General features: G+C 70.3%; 16 protein-coding genes. 12 read left to right on the plus strand and 4 right to left on the minus strand.

The window, feature by feature from the left end; all coding sequences use genetic code 11:
- Positions 1-43: 43 nt before the first annotated feature.
- From ABZ470_RS18835 to ABZ470_RS18855, 5 genes are all read left to right on the plus strand, one after another.
- The gene (locus tag ABZ470_RS18835; RefSeq protein ID WP_352010950.1) at positions 44-841 is read left to right on the plus strand and encodes a phosphatase; all 798 of its coding nucleotides are present in this window, start codon (positions 44-46) and stop codon (positions 839-841) included.
- Positions 842-1,162: 321 nt separating this feature from the next.
- Complete coding sequence (locus ABZ470_RS18840) at positions 1,163-1,366, plus strand: helix-turn-helix domain-containing protein (protein ID WP_012887307.1); 204 nt, start codon at positions 1,163-1,165, stop codon at positions 1,364-1,366.
- A 296-nt stretch (positions 1,367-1,662) separates the two neighbouring features.
- Positions 1,663-1,761 carry an AURKAIP1/COX24 domain-containing protein gene (locus tag ABZ470_RS18845; protein ID WP_018654693.1) on the plus strand — a complete coding sequence of 33 codons (99 nt, stop codon included), beginning with the start codon at positions 1,663-1,665 and terminating at the stop codon, positions 1,759-1,761.
- A gap of 23 nt (positions 1,762-1,784) precedes the next feature.
- A complete protein-coding gene (locus ABZ470_RS18850; protein ID WP_362912477.1) occupies positions 1,785-2,801 on the plus strand; it encodes an NAD-dependent epimerase/dehydratase family protein in 1,017 nt (338 codons plus the stop codon).
- Entirely contained in the window at positions 2,798-3,649 is an 852-nt protein-coding gene (locus ABZ470_RS18855; RefSeq protein WP_352010948.1) for a lysophospholipid acyltransferase family protein, read from the plus strand. Before ABZ470_RS18850 ends, ABZ470_RS18855 begins: the two co-directional genes overlap by 4 nt.
- A gap of 38 nt (positions 3,650-3,687) precedes the next feature.
- Here the strand turns inward: ABZ470_RS18855 and ABZ470_RS18860 are convergent, their stop codons facing one another.
- The 3 genes from ABZ470_RS18860 to ABZ470_RS18870 form a co-directional block, all read right to left on the minus strand.
- Positions 3,688-4,554 (minus strand): HAD-IB family hydrolase, encoded by an 867-nt coding sequence (locus tag ABZ470_RS18860; RefSeq protein WP_352010947.1) that lies wholly within the window; start codon positions 4,552-4,554, stop codon positions 3,688-3,690.
- A gap of 97 nt (positions 4,555-4,651) precedes the next feature.
- Positions 4,652-5,290, minus strand: a complete 639-nt coding sequence (locus ABZ470_RS18865; protein ID WP_362912479.1) for a DUF5667 domain-containing protein — start codon at positions 5,288-5,290, stop codon at positions 4,652-4,654.
- A gap of 154 nt (positions 5,291-5,444) precedes the next feature.
- Complete coding sequence (locus ABZ470_RS18870) at positions 5,445-6,089, minus strand: sigma-70 family RNA polymerase sigma factor (RefSeq protein WP_362912481.1); 645 nt, start codon at positions 6,087-6,089, stop codon at positions 5,445-5,447.
- Between the two features lie 203 nt (positions 6,090-6,292).
- On the opposite strand from ABZ470_RS18870, the gene ABZ470_RS18875 reads away from it, so the two are divergent.
- Positions 6,293-8,074 (plus strand): antibiotic biosynthesis monooxygenase, encoded by a 1,782-nt coding sequence (locus ABZ470_RS18875; protein WP_362912483.1) that lies wholly within the window; start codon positions 6,293-6,295, stop codon positions 8,072-8,074.
- Here ABZ470_RS18875 and ABZ470_RS18880 read toward each other — a convergent pair.
- Entirely contained in the window at positions 8,071-8,319 is a 249-nt protein-coding gene (locus tag ABZ470_RS18880; protein WP_184711971.1) for a glutaredoxin family protein, read from the minus strand. The genes ABZ470_RS18875 and ABZ470_RS18880 overlap by 4 nt on opposite strands.
- A 215-nt stretch (positions 8,320-8,534) precedes the next feature.
- On the opposite strand from ABZ470_RS18880, the gene ABZ470_RS18885 reads away from it, so the two are divergent.
- The 6 genes from ABZ470_RS18885 (at position 8,535) to ABZ470_RS18910 (ending at position 15,095) form a co-directional block, all read left to right on the plus strand.
- Positions 8,535-9,242: a redox-sensing transcriptional repressor Rex gene (locus ABZ470_RS18885; protein ID WP_352010943.1), complete on the plus strand. Its 708-nt coding sequence runs from the start codon at positions 8,535-8,537 to the stop codon at positions 9,240-9,242.
- A gap of 70 nt (positions 9,243-9,312) precedes the next feature.
- Positions 9,313-10,632 (plus strand): glutamyl-tRNA reductase, encoded by a 1,320-nt coding sequence (locus ABZ470_RS18890; RefSeq protein ID WP_352010942.1) that lies wholly within the window; start codon positions 9,313-9,315, stop codon positions 10,630-10,632.
- Positions 10,629-11,549 carry a hydroxymethylbilane synthase gene (gene hemC / locus ABZ470_RS18895; RefSeq protein ID WP_352010941.1) on the plus strand — a complete coding sequence of 307 codons (921 nt, stop codon included), beginning with the start codon at positions 10,629-10,631 and terminating at the stop codon, positions 11,547-11,549. Before ABZ470_RS18890 ends, hemC begins: the two co-directional genes overlap by 4 nt.
- Positions 11,546-13,126, plus strand: a complete 1,581-nt coding sequence (locus ABZ470_RS18900; protein WP_352010940.1) for a bifunctional uroporphyrinogen-III C-methyltransferase/uroporphyrinogen-III synthase — start codon at positions 11,546-11,548, stop codon at positions 13,124-13,126. The genes hemC and ABZ470_RS18900 overlap by 4 nt, the downstream gene beginning before the upstream one ends.
- A 141-nt stretch (positions 13,127-13,267) precedes the next feature.
- Entirely contained in the window at positions 13,268-14,254 is a 987-nt protein-coding gene (hemB, locus tag ABZ470_RS18905; protein WP_362912485.1) for a porphobilinogen synthase, read from the plus strand.
- A 202-nt stretch (positions 14,255-14,456) separates the two neighbouring features.
- Complete coding sequence (locus ABZ470_RS18910) at positions 14,457-15,095, plus strand: bifunctional DNA primase/polymerase (RefSeq protein WP_352010938.1); 639 nt, start codon at positions 14,457-14,459, stop codon at positions 15,093-15,095.
- Positions 15,096-15,323 lie beyond the last annotated feature (228 nt).

Genomic DNA, 15,323 nt, shown 5'->3' on the forward strand with positions numbered 1-15,323 from the left:
CGTGACGGTGGGAGATCACGCCGAGACAGGAGGGGAAGGACGGATGAGCGACCGGCGGCCGATGACACGTGAGAGCCTCCGCGCGCACCTGGTCCGCACCCGCATCGCCGGGGACGTGGCCACCAGCAGGGAGAACAACCTCGACCACTACCGGGCACTGGCCGAGCGGGAGCCGCGCCACCTGTTCGGGCTGAGGCCGGAGGGCCGCTGGGACGAGCGGGACGTCCTCGAACTGATGGCCAAGTCCGCCGGGGTCGTGGCCGACCCCGACCACCGCGACGGCCAGGACACCATCGACCCCGACCTGACGATCGACGCCGTCGAGGCGATGGGAGACACGATCGCCGGGGCGCTGCGCGTCGGCTCGCCGAGGGTGCTGATCGCCACCGGCCACCCGACCGGGCTGCTGGCCGTGCACCTGGTGCTGGCCGGTCTGCTCAGCAGGCATGGCGCGACGCTGCTCGACCCGGCCGAGGGCTGGTCCCACCGCAGCCCCGCCTCGGGCCGCAAGCACGAGATCCGCTACCTGGGCGGTGTCGCCATGGTCGCGGACCGGGGCAACTTCGCGCACACCCACGACGCGGCCCCCATGGAGGCCATGCTCGCCGAACTCGGCGACGGGCGGCCGGACCTGGTGATCGCCGACCACGGCTGGGCCGGGGCGGCAGGGGAGGCGGGCGTCCTCACGGTCGGTTTCGCCGACAGCAACGACCCCGCGCTCTTCGTCGGTGAGGCCGAGGGGAAGATCGCGGTCACCGTACCCCTTGACGACAACGTGCTACCGAGGTATTACGCTCCGCTGACGGATCATCTGATCGAGAGAGTCGTACGGGCTCTCTGAGACGGGCGTTGCACGAATCGGCCCGACCCTTACGTGCTTTTCGCGCCTGCATTCCATCTGCCTCGCCACCCGTTTGCCAAATTTTTGGCCGTTGTGGGCGACTCTGAGAAGAGACAGTTGGTCCGTTCCAAGACCAGGGGGAGAGGTGGGTTCCGGCTGCTGGCCAGCGTTTTCTTCCGTTTCGCTGACGTGGGACTGCGAAGACTGAGACAGTGGGGGGTTTGCACACTCGGAGTCCCGTCTTACGCTGACGGCAGTACACGTGCGTGAGCAATGGCACCAGTGGGGATAACCCGGAAACACGTGCGGAAGAGGCGTCCGATGGGTGCAGGCGAAAGACCTCTCAGTGAGGTGAAGTTCCTGACCGTGGCCGAAGTGGCCACTGTCATGAGGGTGTCCAAGATGACGGTGTACCGACTCGTGCATTCGGGCGAGCTGCCGGCCATCCGGGTCGGCCGATCCTTCAGAGTGCCGGAGCAGGCGGTCCACGACTATCTCAGGGACGCCTACATCGAGGCTGGTTGAAGCGGTGCGAGCCCGACGGGTGAGCCCGGCGGCCGGGGTCCTGGGTGACCCGGCCACCGGGTGAGCGAAGACGGGCGAACGGCCGACGGGTTCCGGTCCCCGGGTGAGATCCGGTGACGGGAACCCGGCCTTCGACAAGACGACGGTGGGGTAGCGGCGTGCGCGTCACGCCGTGAGTTCCGGTACCCGGGCTCCCCCCAGGGGGCGATCTACCACGGATCGCCGGTAGTCTGTTGAGCCGGTGTGCTCGCGCGCACCGGTCTGACAAACTCGGCTACCAGCTACCTGGGGGTCCCGTGGGCTCTGTGATCAAGAAGCGCCGTAAGCGCATGGCGAAGAAGAAGCACCGTAAGCTGCTCAAGAAGACCCGCATCCAGCGGCGTAACAAGAAGTAGCGACGCGGATCTGCGAGGCGCCGATGACCCATACCGTGCTTGTCACCGGGGTCTCGCGCCACATCGGCGCCCGAGTGGCGAGCGTTCTCGCGGCTGACCCGGCCATCGACCGGGTCATCGGAGTGGACACGGTGCCGCCGCCCTCGCTCTCACGTGATGGCGGCGTACCTCCCGGCCGGACGGAGTTCGTCCGTGTCGATCTGCGCAGCCCCGACATCGCCCAGGTGATCGCGGCCGCCGACATCGACACTGTGGTCCACATGAGCCTGGTCAGCGCTCCCTCGCGGAGCGGTGGCAGGGCCCTCATGAAAGAGCACAACGTCATCGGCACCATGCAACTGCTCGGTGCCTGTCAGCGGTCCGCGACGGTCCGCCGTGTCGTGATCCGCTCGACCACGGCGGTGTACGGTTCCTCCCCGCACGACCCGGCGGTCTTCGCCGAGGACAGCGATCCCGGCGAGCACCCGGGCCATGGCTACGCCAAGGACGCCTCAGAGGTCGAGGGCTACGTCCGTGGCTTCGCCAGGCGACGCGCGGACGTGGTCGTCTCGACACTCAGGTTCGCCAACTTCATGGGACCGGGCATCGACTCGCCCCTGACGCGTTACCTCACCCAGCCGGTCCTGCCGACCGTGCTCGGTTTCGACCCCCGGCTGCAGTTCGTCCACGAGGACGACGCCGTCGAGGTGCTCAGGCGGATGGCCACCGAGGACCACCCCGGAACGTTCAACGTGGCCGGGGACGGTGTGCTGCTGCTGTCCCAGTGCGCCCGCAGGGCGGGCCTGCCGACGATCCCGCTGCCCTCACCGGCCTTCCGGCTCATGGGCGACCTCATGGGCGACCTGGTCAAGGGCACGGGGCTGACCGGCTACTCCGCCGAGCAGGTGCGCCTGATGCGTTACGGACGCGTGGTCGACACCACCAGGCTCGCCGCGGAGCTCGGCTGGCGGCCCAAGTTCTCCACCGCCGCCGCGTTCGAGGACTTCGTCCGTTCGCGGGGCCTGCCCTCCCGTCTCCTCCCGACGGCGGCCGGACGGTGAGCGAGAAGGACGACCGCGTCGCGGGACTGCTGGACTTCCTGCGGCGCCGGGTCTCCGGACAGTACGACGTGGACGAGTTCGGCTTCGACCCCGAGCTCACCGACCGGGTGCTGCTCGAACTCATCCGCCCGCTGTACCGGCACTGGTTCCGCGTCCAGACCGTCGGGATGGACAACGTCCCCGACGACTCCGGCGCCCTGGTCGTGGCCAACCACTCGGGCACCGTCCCGCTCGACGCGCTCATGCTCCAGGTGGCGTTGCACGACGAGCACCCGAGCCACCGCGCCGTACGGTTGCTCGGCGCCGACCTGGTCTACCAGCTCCCCGTGCTCGGGCACCTGTCCCGCAAGACCGGGCACACCCTGGCCTGCCCGGAGGACGCCGACCGCCTGCTGCGCAAGGGCGAACTCGTCGGGGTCTTCCCCGAGGGGTTCAAGGGTGTGGGCAAGCCGTTCTCCGAGCGCTACCGGCTGCAGCGCTTCGGCCGTGGCGGGTTCGTCGCCTCGGCCATCAGGGCGGGGGTGCCGATCATTCCCTGCGCGATCGTGGGGGCCGAGGAGATCTACCCCAAGATCGGCGACCTGCGCTTCCTGGCCAGGGCGTTCGGCCTGCCGTACCTGCCGGTCACGCCGTTCTTCCCCTGGCTCGGCCCGCTCGGGCTGGTGCCGCTGCCGTCCAAGTGGGTGATCGGCTTCGGCGAGCCCATCAGGACCGACGAGTTCGCCCCCTCGGACGCCGACGACCCCATGCTGGTCCTCAACCTCACCGACCAGGTCCGTGAGGTCATCCAGCAGCAGCTGAACGAGCTGCGCCTGCGGCGGGGACACGCCTTCCCGCCGTTCCTCTGACCCTCTCGGGTCACCTGGAACGGATCATCCGGAGCGGGTCACCTGGAGCGGTAGAAGCGGCGCAGGGCGACGGCCGCGGCGACTCCGCCCGCGACCGCCCCGGCGCCCGCGGCGATGGGCAGTCCGATCATGGTCGCCTTACGGCCGGTACGGAAGTCCCTGATGTCCCAGCCGTTCTCCCTGGCGTACTCGCGCAGCTCGGCGTCCGGGTTGACCGCGGTCGCGTGACCGACGAGCGAGAGCAGCGGCAGGTCGTTGGCCGAGTCGCTGTAGGCGGAGCAGCGGTCCAGGTCGAGCCCCTCCCGGCGGGCCAGCGCCCGTACGGCCGCCGCCTTGGCGGGACCGTGGAGCAGGTCGCCGACCAGACGCCCGGTGTAGACGCCGTCCCTGGTCTCGGCGACCGTGCCCAGGGCGCCGGTCAGGCCGAGGCGCTGGGCGATGACCCGGGCCAGCTCGACCGGCGTCGCGGTGACCAGCCAGACCCGTCTGCCGGCGTCCAGGTGGCCCTGGGCGAGGGCGCGGGTGCCCGCCCAGATGCGGTCGGCCATCACCTCGTCGTAGATCTCCTCGCCGAGCCTGACGATCTCCTCGACCTTGCTGCCCGCGACGAACGCCAGCGCGGTCTCCCTGGCCTTGGCGATGTGGTCGGGGTTCTCGTCGCCGCGGACGCGGAAGATGACCTGGCCGAGGGCGAACCTGAGCAGGTCCTTGGTGGTGAACAGGCCGCGCGAGGCCAGCCCCCTGGCGAAGTGGTAGATGGAGGCGCCGCGCATCATCGTGTTGTCGACGTCGAAGAAGGCGGCCGAGGACGGGTCGGGCTCGGCCATCGGCATGGCCACCGCCGCCGCGGCCGCCACCTCTCCGGCCGTCCGAGGTTCGTCCCGCCGTCGTAGTAGCCGCCTCATAGCCCCTCAGCTTAACCGCGCCCGTGCACCGCGCCCGTGCGCCGCTCTCTAGACCCCGTGACAGTCGTCGTGACGCCCTGTGACGTCCTGGTGTGGATCAGTCCCTGGTGACGGGCCGAGAGTCGGGCTGGGTCAGGCCGTCGATGTAGTCGAGGTAGCCGTTGGCCCTGCGGCGGTCCTCCTCGTCCATCTTGGGGAGCATGATCTCGATCTGGTTGCGCTGTTTCTGGACGAAACGCTTGAGCTGCCCGGTGCTCCTGCCGCTGCGGCGCTCGACCCGGGTGAGGGAGGTGACCGCGGAGCGGGTGGTGTCCTCCATGTCCTTGAGGGTCTCGTCGATCAGGCCGCTCTCCCGCTTGGTCGCGCCGAGAAGCTCCTCGACCTCGTGGGCGCGCGTCTCGGCGTAGCCGAAGGAGCGGTCGGCCCGCTCGGCGTCGTCGGTGCTCAGGTGGAACAACGTGCTCTCCGCCGCACGCTTGAGGGGGTAGAGCGCGTCGCCGGGCATCGACCGGTAGGTCCCCACGCCTCCCGCGACCAGCGCGCCCGCCAACGCCAGGCTCACCAGCTGGGGCACCAGCGCCGTACGGCGTCGCGCCCGCCGGGGGACGTCCGGGACGTCGGCGGCGACGGGCTCGGGGGGCAGGTCCTCCTCGGCGGCGTTCATCAGGCGTTCACGCAGTTCGGCGCGGAACTCGGGCCGGGGGTCGCCGCTCATGTCGGCACCGAGCCGGGACACGCGATCCTGGATGTGTGTCCGCGATCTGTGTGAGATGCCGGGCAGCCACTTACCCATGAACGCTCCCTGCCGCCCCCAGGTCATGATCCGTCTGTGCACTTGCCTAACGACAGCCCCGCGTGCCAGGTTACGCGATCCCCTGCCATCGGTACGGTCAGCCGAGATCCGAGGGCAGCGCACGAGCCAGCGCCCGGATGGCACGGAACTGCAGGGCCTTGATCGCCCCGCTCTTCTTGCCCATGACGAGAGCGGTCTCCGCCAGGGACATGCCGTGCAGGAACCGCAGGACCACGCACTCCTGCTGCTCGGGGCCGAGCGCGCGCACCGCGCTGAGCACCCGATCGTTGATCATCGCGGTGACGACGGCGTTCTCCGGGATGTGCGGGCCGTCGAGGGGGACGTCGAACACCTGGGCGGTCGAGACCTCAAGGCGGTATCTGCCCGACTTGAAGTGGTCGGCGACCAGGTTCCTGGCGATGGTCACCAGCCAGGCCCCGAAGTCGCGGCCCTGCCAGGTGAAGTCGGCGATCCGGCGCAGGGCCCTCAGGAAGGTCTCGCTGGTGAGGTCCTCGGCCAGTGGATGGGAGCCGACCCGGAAGTAGACGTACCGGTAGACCAGGTCCAGGTAGCGGTCGTAGAGCGTGCCAAAGGCGTCCGTGTCCCCTGTCTTGGCACGCAGAACAAGCCTCCGGAGTTCCTCCGAGGCGTCCTCGCGCGCGGCGAGCTCATTACTGCGGGCAGGCTGGGTCACCCCGGTGGTCGTGGGGAGGGGCCCGGCGAACGGCCACGTGTCTGGCATCCGGTATCCCTTGGGGGAGGGGGCACGGCGTGCTCGAACACTCTAGGAAAACAACCTGAAATTCCACAATCCACTGGGCAATGTCGTGACTGCCGGTAATCGGTCGGTACGGTAGGGCGCCGGTGGTTTTACGTCGGTCCGAGCAGCCCGTCATCAGTTCGGCTACCGGTTAGTGGGTAATGTCCGGCAGCATTGGAGGCACCATGAATCTCCTCGTCGCTGTCATCGCGTTCGCCGGGGCGCTGCTCGCGATCATCGCCACAGTCGCTCTCATCAGCCGTATCCGGGATGAACGCAAGGGATGGCTGATCGCCTGGAGCCTCACGACGGCGACGCTGGGCGTGTCACTCGCAGTAATCGGAACCGGCTGTCTCATTGGATTTGGGGCGACCACATTCCGCGTTTTCCAGCTTTCCGGATCATTGCTCGCCCCGCTCTGGCTGGCCGTCGGAGTGGTCCAGCTCATCGGACGCGGGTCCGCGGGGAGGTTCGCCTCCTGGCTCCTCGGCGTGGCGTTCACCATTGTCGGAACGGTCATCATGATCTCCGACCGGGTGGACCTCGAACAGGAGTTCACCACCAGCCTGCCGCTGGGCAGCCGCCACTGGGACGTCTTCCCGGCCTACCTGCTCTGGGCGGTTCACGCGGGCGCCGCGCTCGTCCTGCTGGGCGCCCTGATCCTCGCGGTGCTGCGCCGCAACGGCGACGACTACGACGCCGACAACCTGCACGCCATGCTCGTGCTCGGCCCCGTGGGCCTGGCCACGATCGGGGCGGTCAGCTTCGCGGTCCCCGGGATGCTCACCATCGTCCTGCTCGCCGTCGCCGGGGCCGCCGTGTGGTACGTCGTGCTGCGCCCGCTGGCGCCGTACGAGGACGAGGACGAGGAGGAACCGGTGGAGGACGCACGACGCGAGACACGGCCCGCGGGCCGCAGGGCCGCGCCGGAGCAGCCGCCCTTCCAGGACGTCCAGGTCGCCGGGCGCCGGGCCGTACCCGAGGACTCCGCGCGCCATTCCGGTCTCGGTGACCTGGTGGCCGAATATCGGGCCGGGGAGCGGGAGGCCGACTACGCGGCGCACACACGGCAGGCACCGATCCCGCCGAACGCGCCGCCCGTGGGGAACGAGATGTTCGGCGGGCCCGCGACGGGCATGTTCATGGCGGGCGACTACGCCGCGCCGCTCACCGCGCAGCCCTCTGCGCCCCCCGCCGCACCGCCCCCGGCAGGCGCGTACGGCCCGCAGCCGCAGGGGAACGGCCAGTTCGGCATGACCTCCGGCGGCCCGGCCACCGGTGAGTACGACATCCAGACCAACGAGTACGGCAGGCGCGGCGGCGGCAGGCGCGCCAAACCCGTCGATCCCGCCGTCGGTCCCGGCACGGGCGAGTTCGCCGCCGACCCCCTGTACGGCGGCAGGCACAACAACGGCCTCGCCCCCATGCCCGCCGACCAGGCCTTCGGCGCCCCGCCCGTCCCGCCCGGCGGCCCCGACCTCTCACGGGGCGCGAGGCACGGCCAGGCGCCCGAACAGTCCCAGCCCGGGGTGCCCGCCTTCGGCGCCTACGGCCAGCCGCCCATGGCCGCCCCGGAGACCGGCGTCATGTATCCCGGCGCCGGGCCCGAGCAGGCGGGTGGCGCGGGCCGTCCCTCCCCGGCCATCTTCGGGCTGCTGACCGTGTTCACCCTCCTCGACGGCACCGGGGAGAGGTTCGACCGGCTGGCCGAGGAGACGCTTGAGGCCGTCCGCCGCGCCGAGCCGGACACGCTGATCTACGCCTGCCACTCGGTGAAGTCGGCCCCGTTGCAGCGCATCGTCTACGAGCTGTACCGCGACGAGGTGGCCTACGCCGAGCACCAGCGGCAGCCCCACGTCGAGCGCTTCGTCGCCGAGCGGCAGAGCATGGTGCTGGCGACCAACGTGATCGAACTCACGGTCAACGCCGCCAAGGTGATGCCGCTGCCCACGGCGTTCAGGATCTAGCGAGCCAGTGCGGCGCGCAGCCGACCCTCGTCGACCCGCCAGAAGTCGTGCTGGACGCCGTCGATCAGCGTGACCGGGATCATCTCCCAGTACTTCGCCTGGTCCTCCTCGGAGAGCGTGATGTCACGCTCCTCCCACGGAACGCCCAGCTCCGCCGCCACGCGGCCTATCACCGCCCGCGCGTCGTCACACAGGTGACAGCCGGGCTTGCCGTACAGCGTGATGCGGTGGTCCTGCGGTGCCATGTCCGTCACGCTAGCCCAGGGCACGGCCGGTCCGGGAACGTGGGGGACAGGAGAGCAACCTGGGAGTTCTCGTCGTCCCGTTCCGTGCCCGACACTGGGAAGACCCACTTTGTGCACCGGTTCACAAAGGGACTAACCTGAAAGACAGTGGCCTCACCTCGTCATCCGTCGCGTCCGGGCCGCGCCGGCCGCCTGTCCCCCTGGAGCTCCGGCACGTGATTCGCCGTCTTTCCCAAGCTCGTGAACGTGGCATTCCCGAGGCGACCGTCGCCCGGTTGCCGCTCTATCTGCGAGCGCTCAACGGCATGGCCGAGCGGGGCCTGGCGACCGTGAGCTCGGAGGACCTGGCCGTCGCCGCCGGAGTGAACTCGGCCAAGCTTCGCAAGGACCTCTCGCATCTGGGCTCGTACGGCACCCGCGGGGTAGGCTACGAGGTCGAGTACCTCATCTACCAGATCTCCCGTGAACTGGGTCTGACCCAGGACTGGGCGGTCGCGATCGTCGGGGTGGGTAACCTCGGGCGCGCGCTCGCCAACTACGGAGGGTTCGTCTCCAGGGGGTTCCGGGTCGCGGCGCTCCTGGACGCCGACCCGGAGGTGGTTGGTGACCACATCGCGGGACTGACCGTCGAGCACGTCGACGAGCTTGAGGCCGTCATCAGGCGGCGGGCCGTGTCGATCGTCGTGCTCGCGACCCCGGGCGCGGCGGCGCAGGAACTGGCCGACCGGGTCATAGCCGCCGGTGTGACGAGCATTCTGAACTTCGCCCCGGTCGTACTCGCTGTACCCGAAGGCGTCGATATCCGTAAAGTCGACCTATCCATTGAACTGCAGATCCTCGCGTTCCACGAACAACGTAAGACGGATCGGATGACTGGGGGGCCCGCGATGGCCGAGGAGTGGCCCGAGGCGGTGGACTTGTGAACGACAGAGCCCGAAGGCACGACGTCTCCCGCGGGGAGACCACGGGTTCACCACGACCCGAGGAGGCCCGGTGAGCGTCCTCGTCGTCGGTCTGAGTCACAGGACCGCCCCCGTCGCACTGCTCGAACAGGTCTCCGTCACCGGTGACGCGCTGGTCAAACTGCTGCACGACGTGCAACAGGACGTCCGGGTCGCGGAGGCCATGGTCGTCTCGACCTGCAACCGGGTCGAGGTCTACGTCACCGTCGACCGCTTCCACGCGGCCGTCAACGCGATCTCCGAGCTGCTCGCCGTCCACTCCGGCGTCCCCATGGAGCGGCTGGCCGGCCACCTGTACGTCCACTACGAGGACCGGGCCGTCGAGCACCTGTTCTCCGTCGGCTCGGGACTCGACTCGATGGTCCTCGGCGAGGGGCAGATCCTCGGTCAGATCCGCTCGGCGCTCAGGCTCGCCCAGGAGCAGGGCACCGTGGGCCCGACGCTCAACGAGCTGGTCCAGCAGGCCCTGCGGGTCGGCAAGCGCTCCCACACCGAGACCGGCATCGACCGGGCGGGCGCCTCCCTCGTCGGCGTCGGCCTCACCCTCGCAGAACGCGCCCTCGGCCCCATCCAGGGCAGGCGCGCCCTGGTCGTCGGCGCGGGCTCGATGAGCGCCCTGTCGGCCGCGACCCTCCAGCGGGCCGGTGTCACCGACATCGTGATCGTCAACCGCACCCACGAGCGCGCCGTACGGCTGGCGCAGACGGTCGGCGGCAGGGCCGCGCGGTTCGACGACCTGACGGCCGAACTGGCCGAGGCCGACCTGGTGATCTCGTGCACCGGCGCGACCGACGTGGTCGTCACCGTCGACATGGTCCCCGCCAGGCGGATGTTCGTGCTGGACCTCGCCCTGCCCCACGACGTCGACCCGGCCGTGCGGAGCCTGCCCGGCGTCACCCTCGTCGACCTGGAGTCGATGCAGGACGGCGACATCGCCGAGACCGACGACGGCGGACGGGCCGAGGCGGTCGCCGCCGTACGAGAGATCGTCACCCGCGAGGTCGCCGCCTACCTGTCGGCCGAGCGCGCCGCGCGGGTCACCCCGACCGTGGTCGCGCTGCGCAGCAAGGCGGCCGACGTGGTCGAGGCCGAACTCGGACGGCTCGCCTCCCGGGTGCCCGGCCTCGACGGACGGGTCCGCGACGAGGTCGCGCAGACGGTCAGGCGCGTGGTCGACAAGCTGCTCCACGAGCCCACCGTGCGTGTCAAACAGCTCGCCGAGTCTCCGGCAGGCGATCATTATGCGGAGGCGCTGCGCGAGCTGTTCAATCTTGACCCGAAGGTGCCCGATGCGGTGAGACGGGTCGATTCGGTGGAAACGGAGACGAACAAGAAGGAGGTGGGCAGATGAGCGACACCGCTTCTCCACTGAGGATGGGGACCCGGCGCAGCCTGATGGCGACGACCCAGTCCGGCCTGGTCGCCGCCCGCCTCACCGAGCTGACCGGCCGCGCCGTCGAGCTCGTCGGCGTCACCACCTTCGGCGACGTGACCAAGGCCAACCTCACCCAGCTCGGCGGCACCGGCGTCTTCGTCAGCGCGCTGCGCGACAAGCTCATCGAGGGCGAGATCGACTTCGCGGTCCACTCGCTGAAGGACCTGCCGACCACGCCGGACCCGCGCATCGTCATCGCCGCCATCCCGCCCCGCGACGACCCGAGGGACGCGCTGGTCGGCCCCGCCAAGCTGGCCGACCTGCCGCCGGGCGCCAAGATCGGCACCGGCTCCCCGCGCCGGGTCTCCCAGCTGCGGGTCCTCAGGCCCGACCTGGAGTACGTCCCGATCCGCGGCAACGCGGAGACCCGCATCGGCAAGGTCACCTCCGGCGAGCTGCAGGGCATCGTCCTGGCCGCCGCCGGACTCGGCCGTCTCGGGCGAGAGGCCGAGATCTCCCAGGTCTTCGAGGTCGAGGAGATGCTCCCGGCCCCCGGGCAGGGCGCGCTGGCCGTCGAGTGCCGTGCCGACCGCCCCGACCTCGCCGAGTTCCTGAGCGTGCTCGACGACGCCGCGACACGCGCCGCGGTGACCGCCGAACGCGCGGTGCTCGCCGCACTTGAGGCGGGGTGCTCGGCTCCGGTCGGCGCCTACTCCGCCGAGCGCGGGCACGATCTGTTCCTGACCGCCGCTGTCGTCGCCGTGGACGGCAGCAGAGCGGTACGCAAGTCCGCCGCCGGGACCTCTTCGGCGCCCATGGATCTCGGTCGCGACCTCGCGGCCGAGATGATCGCCGAAGGGGCAGGCACGTTGATAGGGGAGCGAGCACATTGAGCTCCGGAAGTACCACCTTCGAGCGCTCCGCCGGGTTCGTCGCCTTCGTGGGCGCCGGGCCAGGCGATGAGGGCCTGCTCACGCTTCGCGGCGCCGACCTGCTCTCGAAGGCCGACGTCGTCGTGCTCGATCGGGAGCCGTACGGCACGCTGCTGCGCCACTGCCGGGAGAACGTCGAGGTCGTCGACACCGCGAACGAGGAGGCCGTCTCACTACGGGCCGTCAACGCCGCCAAGGCGGGCCGTGACGTCGTGCGCCTGTGCGCGGGCGACCCGATGTTCTTCTCCGCGATCACCGACGAGGTCGCGGCCTGCGCCAAGGCCGAGGTGGACTTCGAGATCGTCCCCGGCGTGCCGGCGGCGACCGCCGTCCTCACCTATGCGGGCATTCCCGCCGCGGTCTCCGTGCCCGAGTTCCGCGTCGTGGACGCCACCCAGGTCGACGACTGGTCGGCGCACGCGACCGGCGCGGGAACCCTGGTGATCTACAACGGGCTCTCCCAGGCCGCCGCGATCGGCAAGGCACTGATCGCCGCGGGCCGTCCCGACTCGACACAGGTCGCGATCAGCGGCTCGGGCACCACCACCGAGCAGTACACCGTGGTGACGACCCTCGGCCGGATCGCGCCCGACCTCAAGCACGCCGGGATGACCGAACCCGCGCTGATCGTGGTCGGTGAGGCCGTCGGCATGCGGGAACGCCTGTCGTGGTTCGAGACCAAGCCGCTGTTCGGCTGGCGGGTGCTCGTGCCCAGGACCAAGGAGCAGTCGGCCGGGCTCGTCGAACAGCTGCGCTCCTACGGCGCGGTGCCCGAAGAGGTCCCCACGATCTCCGTCGAGCCGCCCCGGACCCCGCAGCAGATGGACCGGGCGATCAAGGGCCTGGTCACAGGCCGTTACGAGTGGGTGGCCTTCACCAGCGCCAACGCCGTCAAGGCCGTCAGGGAGAAGTTCGAGGAGTACGGCCTCGACGCCAGGGCCTTCGCCGGGCTCAAGGTCGCCGCCGTCGGCGAGGCCACCGCGCGGGCCCTGGTGAGCTTCGGCGTCAAGCCCGACCTGATGCCCTCGGGTGAGCAGTCGTCCGAGGGACTGGTCGCCGAGTGGCCGCCGTACGACTCGATGCTCGACCCGATCAACCGGGTCCTGCTGCCCCGCGCGGACATCGCCACCGAGACCCTGGTCGCCGGGCTGACCGAACTCGGCTGGGAGTGCGACGACGTCACCGCCTACCGGACGGTCAGGGCGGCGCCGCCGCCCGCGCCGACCCGGGAGGCGATCAAGAGCGGCGGCTTCGACGCGGTGATGTTCACCTCGTCGAGCACCGTGCGCAACCTCGTGGGCATCGCGGGCAAGCCGCACAACGTCACGGTCATCGCCGTGATCGGCCCGCAGACCGCCAAGACCGCCGAGGAGTTCGGGCTCAGGGTGGACGTCATGGCCGACAAGCCCTCCGCCTCCGCCCTCGCCTCGGCACTGGCGGAGTACGGCGCCAAGCAGCGCCAGGCGGCCGTCGCCGCGGGAGACGTTCCCCGCAGGCCCTCCCAGACCAGACGAGGGGCCAGGCGCCGCGCCAAGTAGCCTGGAGGACGGTAGGCACGGGTGCCGCGCGGCAGGAGGTCGGCGCGTCGGCACCCGGGAAGACGTTGGACAAACCGAATACGTCCCCCGGCTCCTCTCACCCTCCGTGGTGCCCGTGTGCCGGGGGGAGGGGGAGACATCATGACCGCCCAGTTCCCTGTCGCGCGCCCACGCAGGCTCCGCCGTACGGCGGCGATGCGCCGGATGTCAGCGGGCACCCGGCTGCATCCCGCGGAGCTGGTGCTGCCGGTGTTCGTCAAGGAGGGCATCGACGAGCCCAGTCCCGTGACCTCCATGCCCGGCGTCCTGCAGCACACCCGCGACTCCCTGCTCAAGGCCGCCAACGAGGCCGCTCAGGCGGGCGTCGGCGGCCTGATCCTGTTCGGCGTGCCCGAGGTCAAGGACGCCAGGGGCTCGGCTGGCGACGACCCCGAGGGCATCGTCCAGCGCGCGGTCGCCGACCTGGTCGCCGAGGTCGGCGACGCGCTGGTCGTGATGACCGACACCTGCCTGGACGAGTTCACCGACCACGGCCACTGCGGCATCCTGACCCCCGGCGGGGAGGTCGACAACGACGCCACCCTGGAGCGCTACGCCGCCGTCGCGGTCGCCCAGGCCAGGGCCGGATCCCAGGTCATCGCGCCCAGCGGCATGATGGACGGTCAGGTCGCCGCGATCCGCGCCGCGCTGGACGCCGACGGCTTCCAGGAGATCCCCATCCTGGGCTACTCCGTCAAGTACGCCTCGGCGTTCTACGGCCCCTTCAGGGAGGCCGCCGAGTGCGCGCCGCAGTTCGGCGACCGCAACGCCTACCAGCAGGACCCCGCAGGTCCGATCGGTGAGGCGCTGCGCGAGGTGCGCCTCGACCTCCAGGAGGGGGCCGACGCCGTCATGGTCAAGCCCGCCCTCGCCTACCTCGACATCCTGCGCCAGATCCGCGACCTGGTGGACGTCCCGGTGGCCGCCTACCAGGTCAGCGGCGAGTACTCCATGATCGAGGCCGCCGCGGCGAACGGCTGGATCGACCGGGACCGCGCCATCATGGAGTCCCTGATCGCGATCCGCAGGGCCGGGGCGGACATGATCCTCACCTACTGGGCGACCGAGGTGGCCAGGAAGCTCGGCTGACCTGGTGTGACGACAGGCACGTGGTGAGAACCGGGGGTTTGTCATTCGCACATGGGGTCTGTGCGTTAGAGTGCGAGGACCGGTGCGGATGTGTCCCAGGTGGTGTAGACCCTGGCTGTCTGACTTCTTTCGCTGATCGACCGAACACGGGCATGTCATCGCATCCGAAGGCACGCGGGACGCGCGGACGACGGAGGACACGATGGTGGGGGTACCGCTGACTCGTCGGGGCAAACGACGCGCTCATCCGAAGCAGACGGTCGCCTCCGTGCTGGAGTACGCCGCCCTCGGCTGGGCGAGCTGTCCCGGGGCGCGGCCCCTGAACAGCGGTTCCCGCGCCTGCTCGTGCGACCGCATCGGCTGCCCGGACGCCGGTGCCCACCCGCTCTCCCGCGCCTGGCAGATGCAGGCGACCACCGACCCCGCCCTGCTGAGCCACTGGTGGCAACGTGACCCGGAGGCGAACGTGATCCTCCCCACGGGCAGGGTCTTCGACGTCTTCGACGTGCCGCTCGCCGCGGGCCTGACCGCCTTCGCGAACATGGACTCCGCCGGAACCGCCCAGGGCCCGGTCGCCGCCAACGGTGACCGGGTCCTGTTCTATGTGGCCACCCGCAACACCTCCGACGACGAGGACGAGTGGTGGTCCTGCTCCCTCGACTACGGCCCCTCGACCATCGAGGAGATGCCCGGCCTACGGTGGCACTGCCGCGACAGCTACGTCATGGCGCCGCCCTCCCTGCTGCCGACAGGCAAACCCGCCACCTGGCTCCGCCCCCCGGACGGGCGACCGCTTCCTGACCCGCTGGTCGTGCTGGAAAAGCTGGCCGATACCTGTTGATGGCGATGCCTTCGGCATCGCGGGTCCGGGCGCTTCGGGCCGGTGCTTTCCCTCGTCACTCCGTCGCTTCGCTCCTGCGTTCCTCAGTCCAAGCACCGGCGCGCCCGAACCGGGTTTCTTTGCTCCGCCTGGCGGCGTCGCGGGCTTGGGCGCTTCGGGTCGGTGTCTTCCCTCGTCTCTCCGTCGCTTCGCTCCTGCGTTCCTCAGTCCAGACACCGACGCGCCCAA

It is taken from the genome of Streptosporangium sp. NPDC020072 (genome assembly GCF_040631445.1).
In the GTDB taxonomy this organism is placed as follows: Bacteria; Actinomycetota; Actinomycetes; order Streptosporangiales; family Streptosporangiaceae; genus Streptosporangium.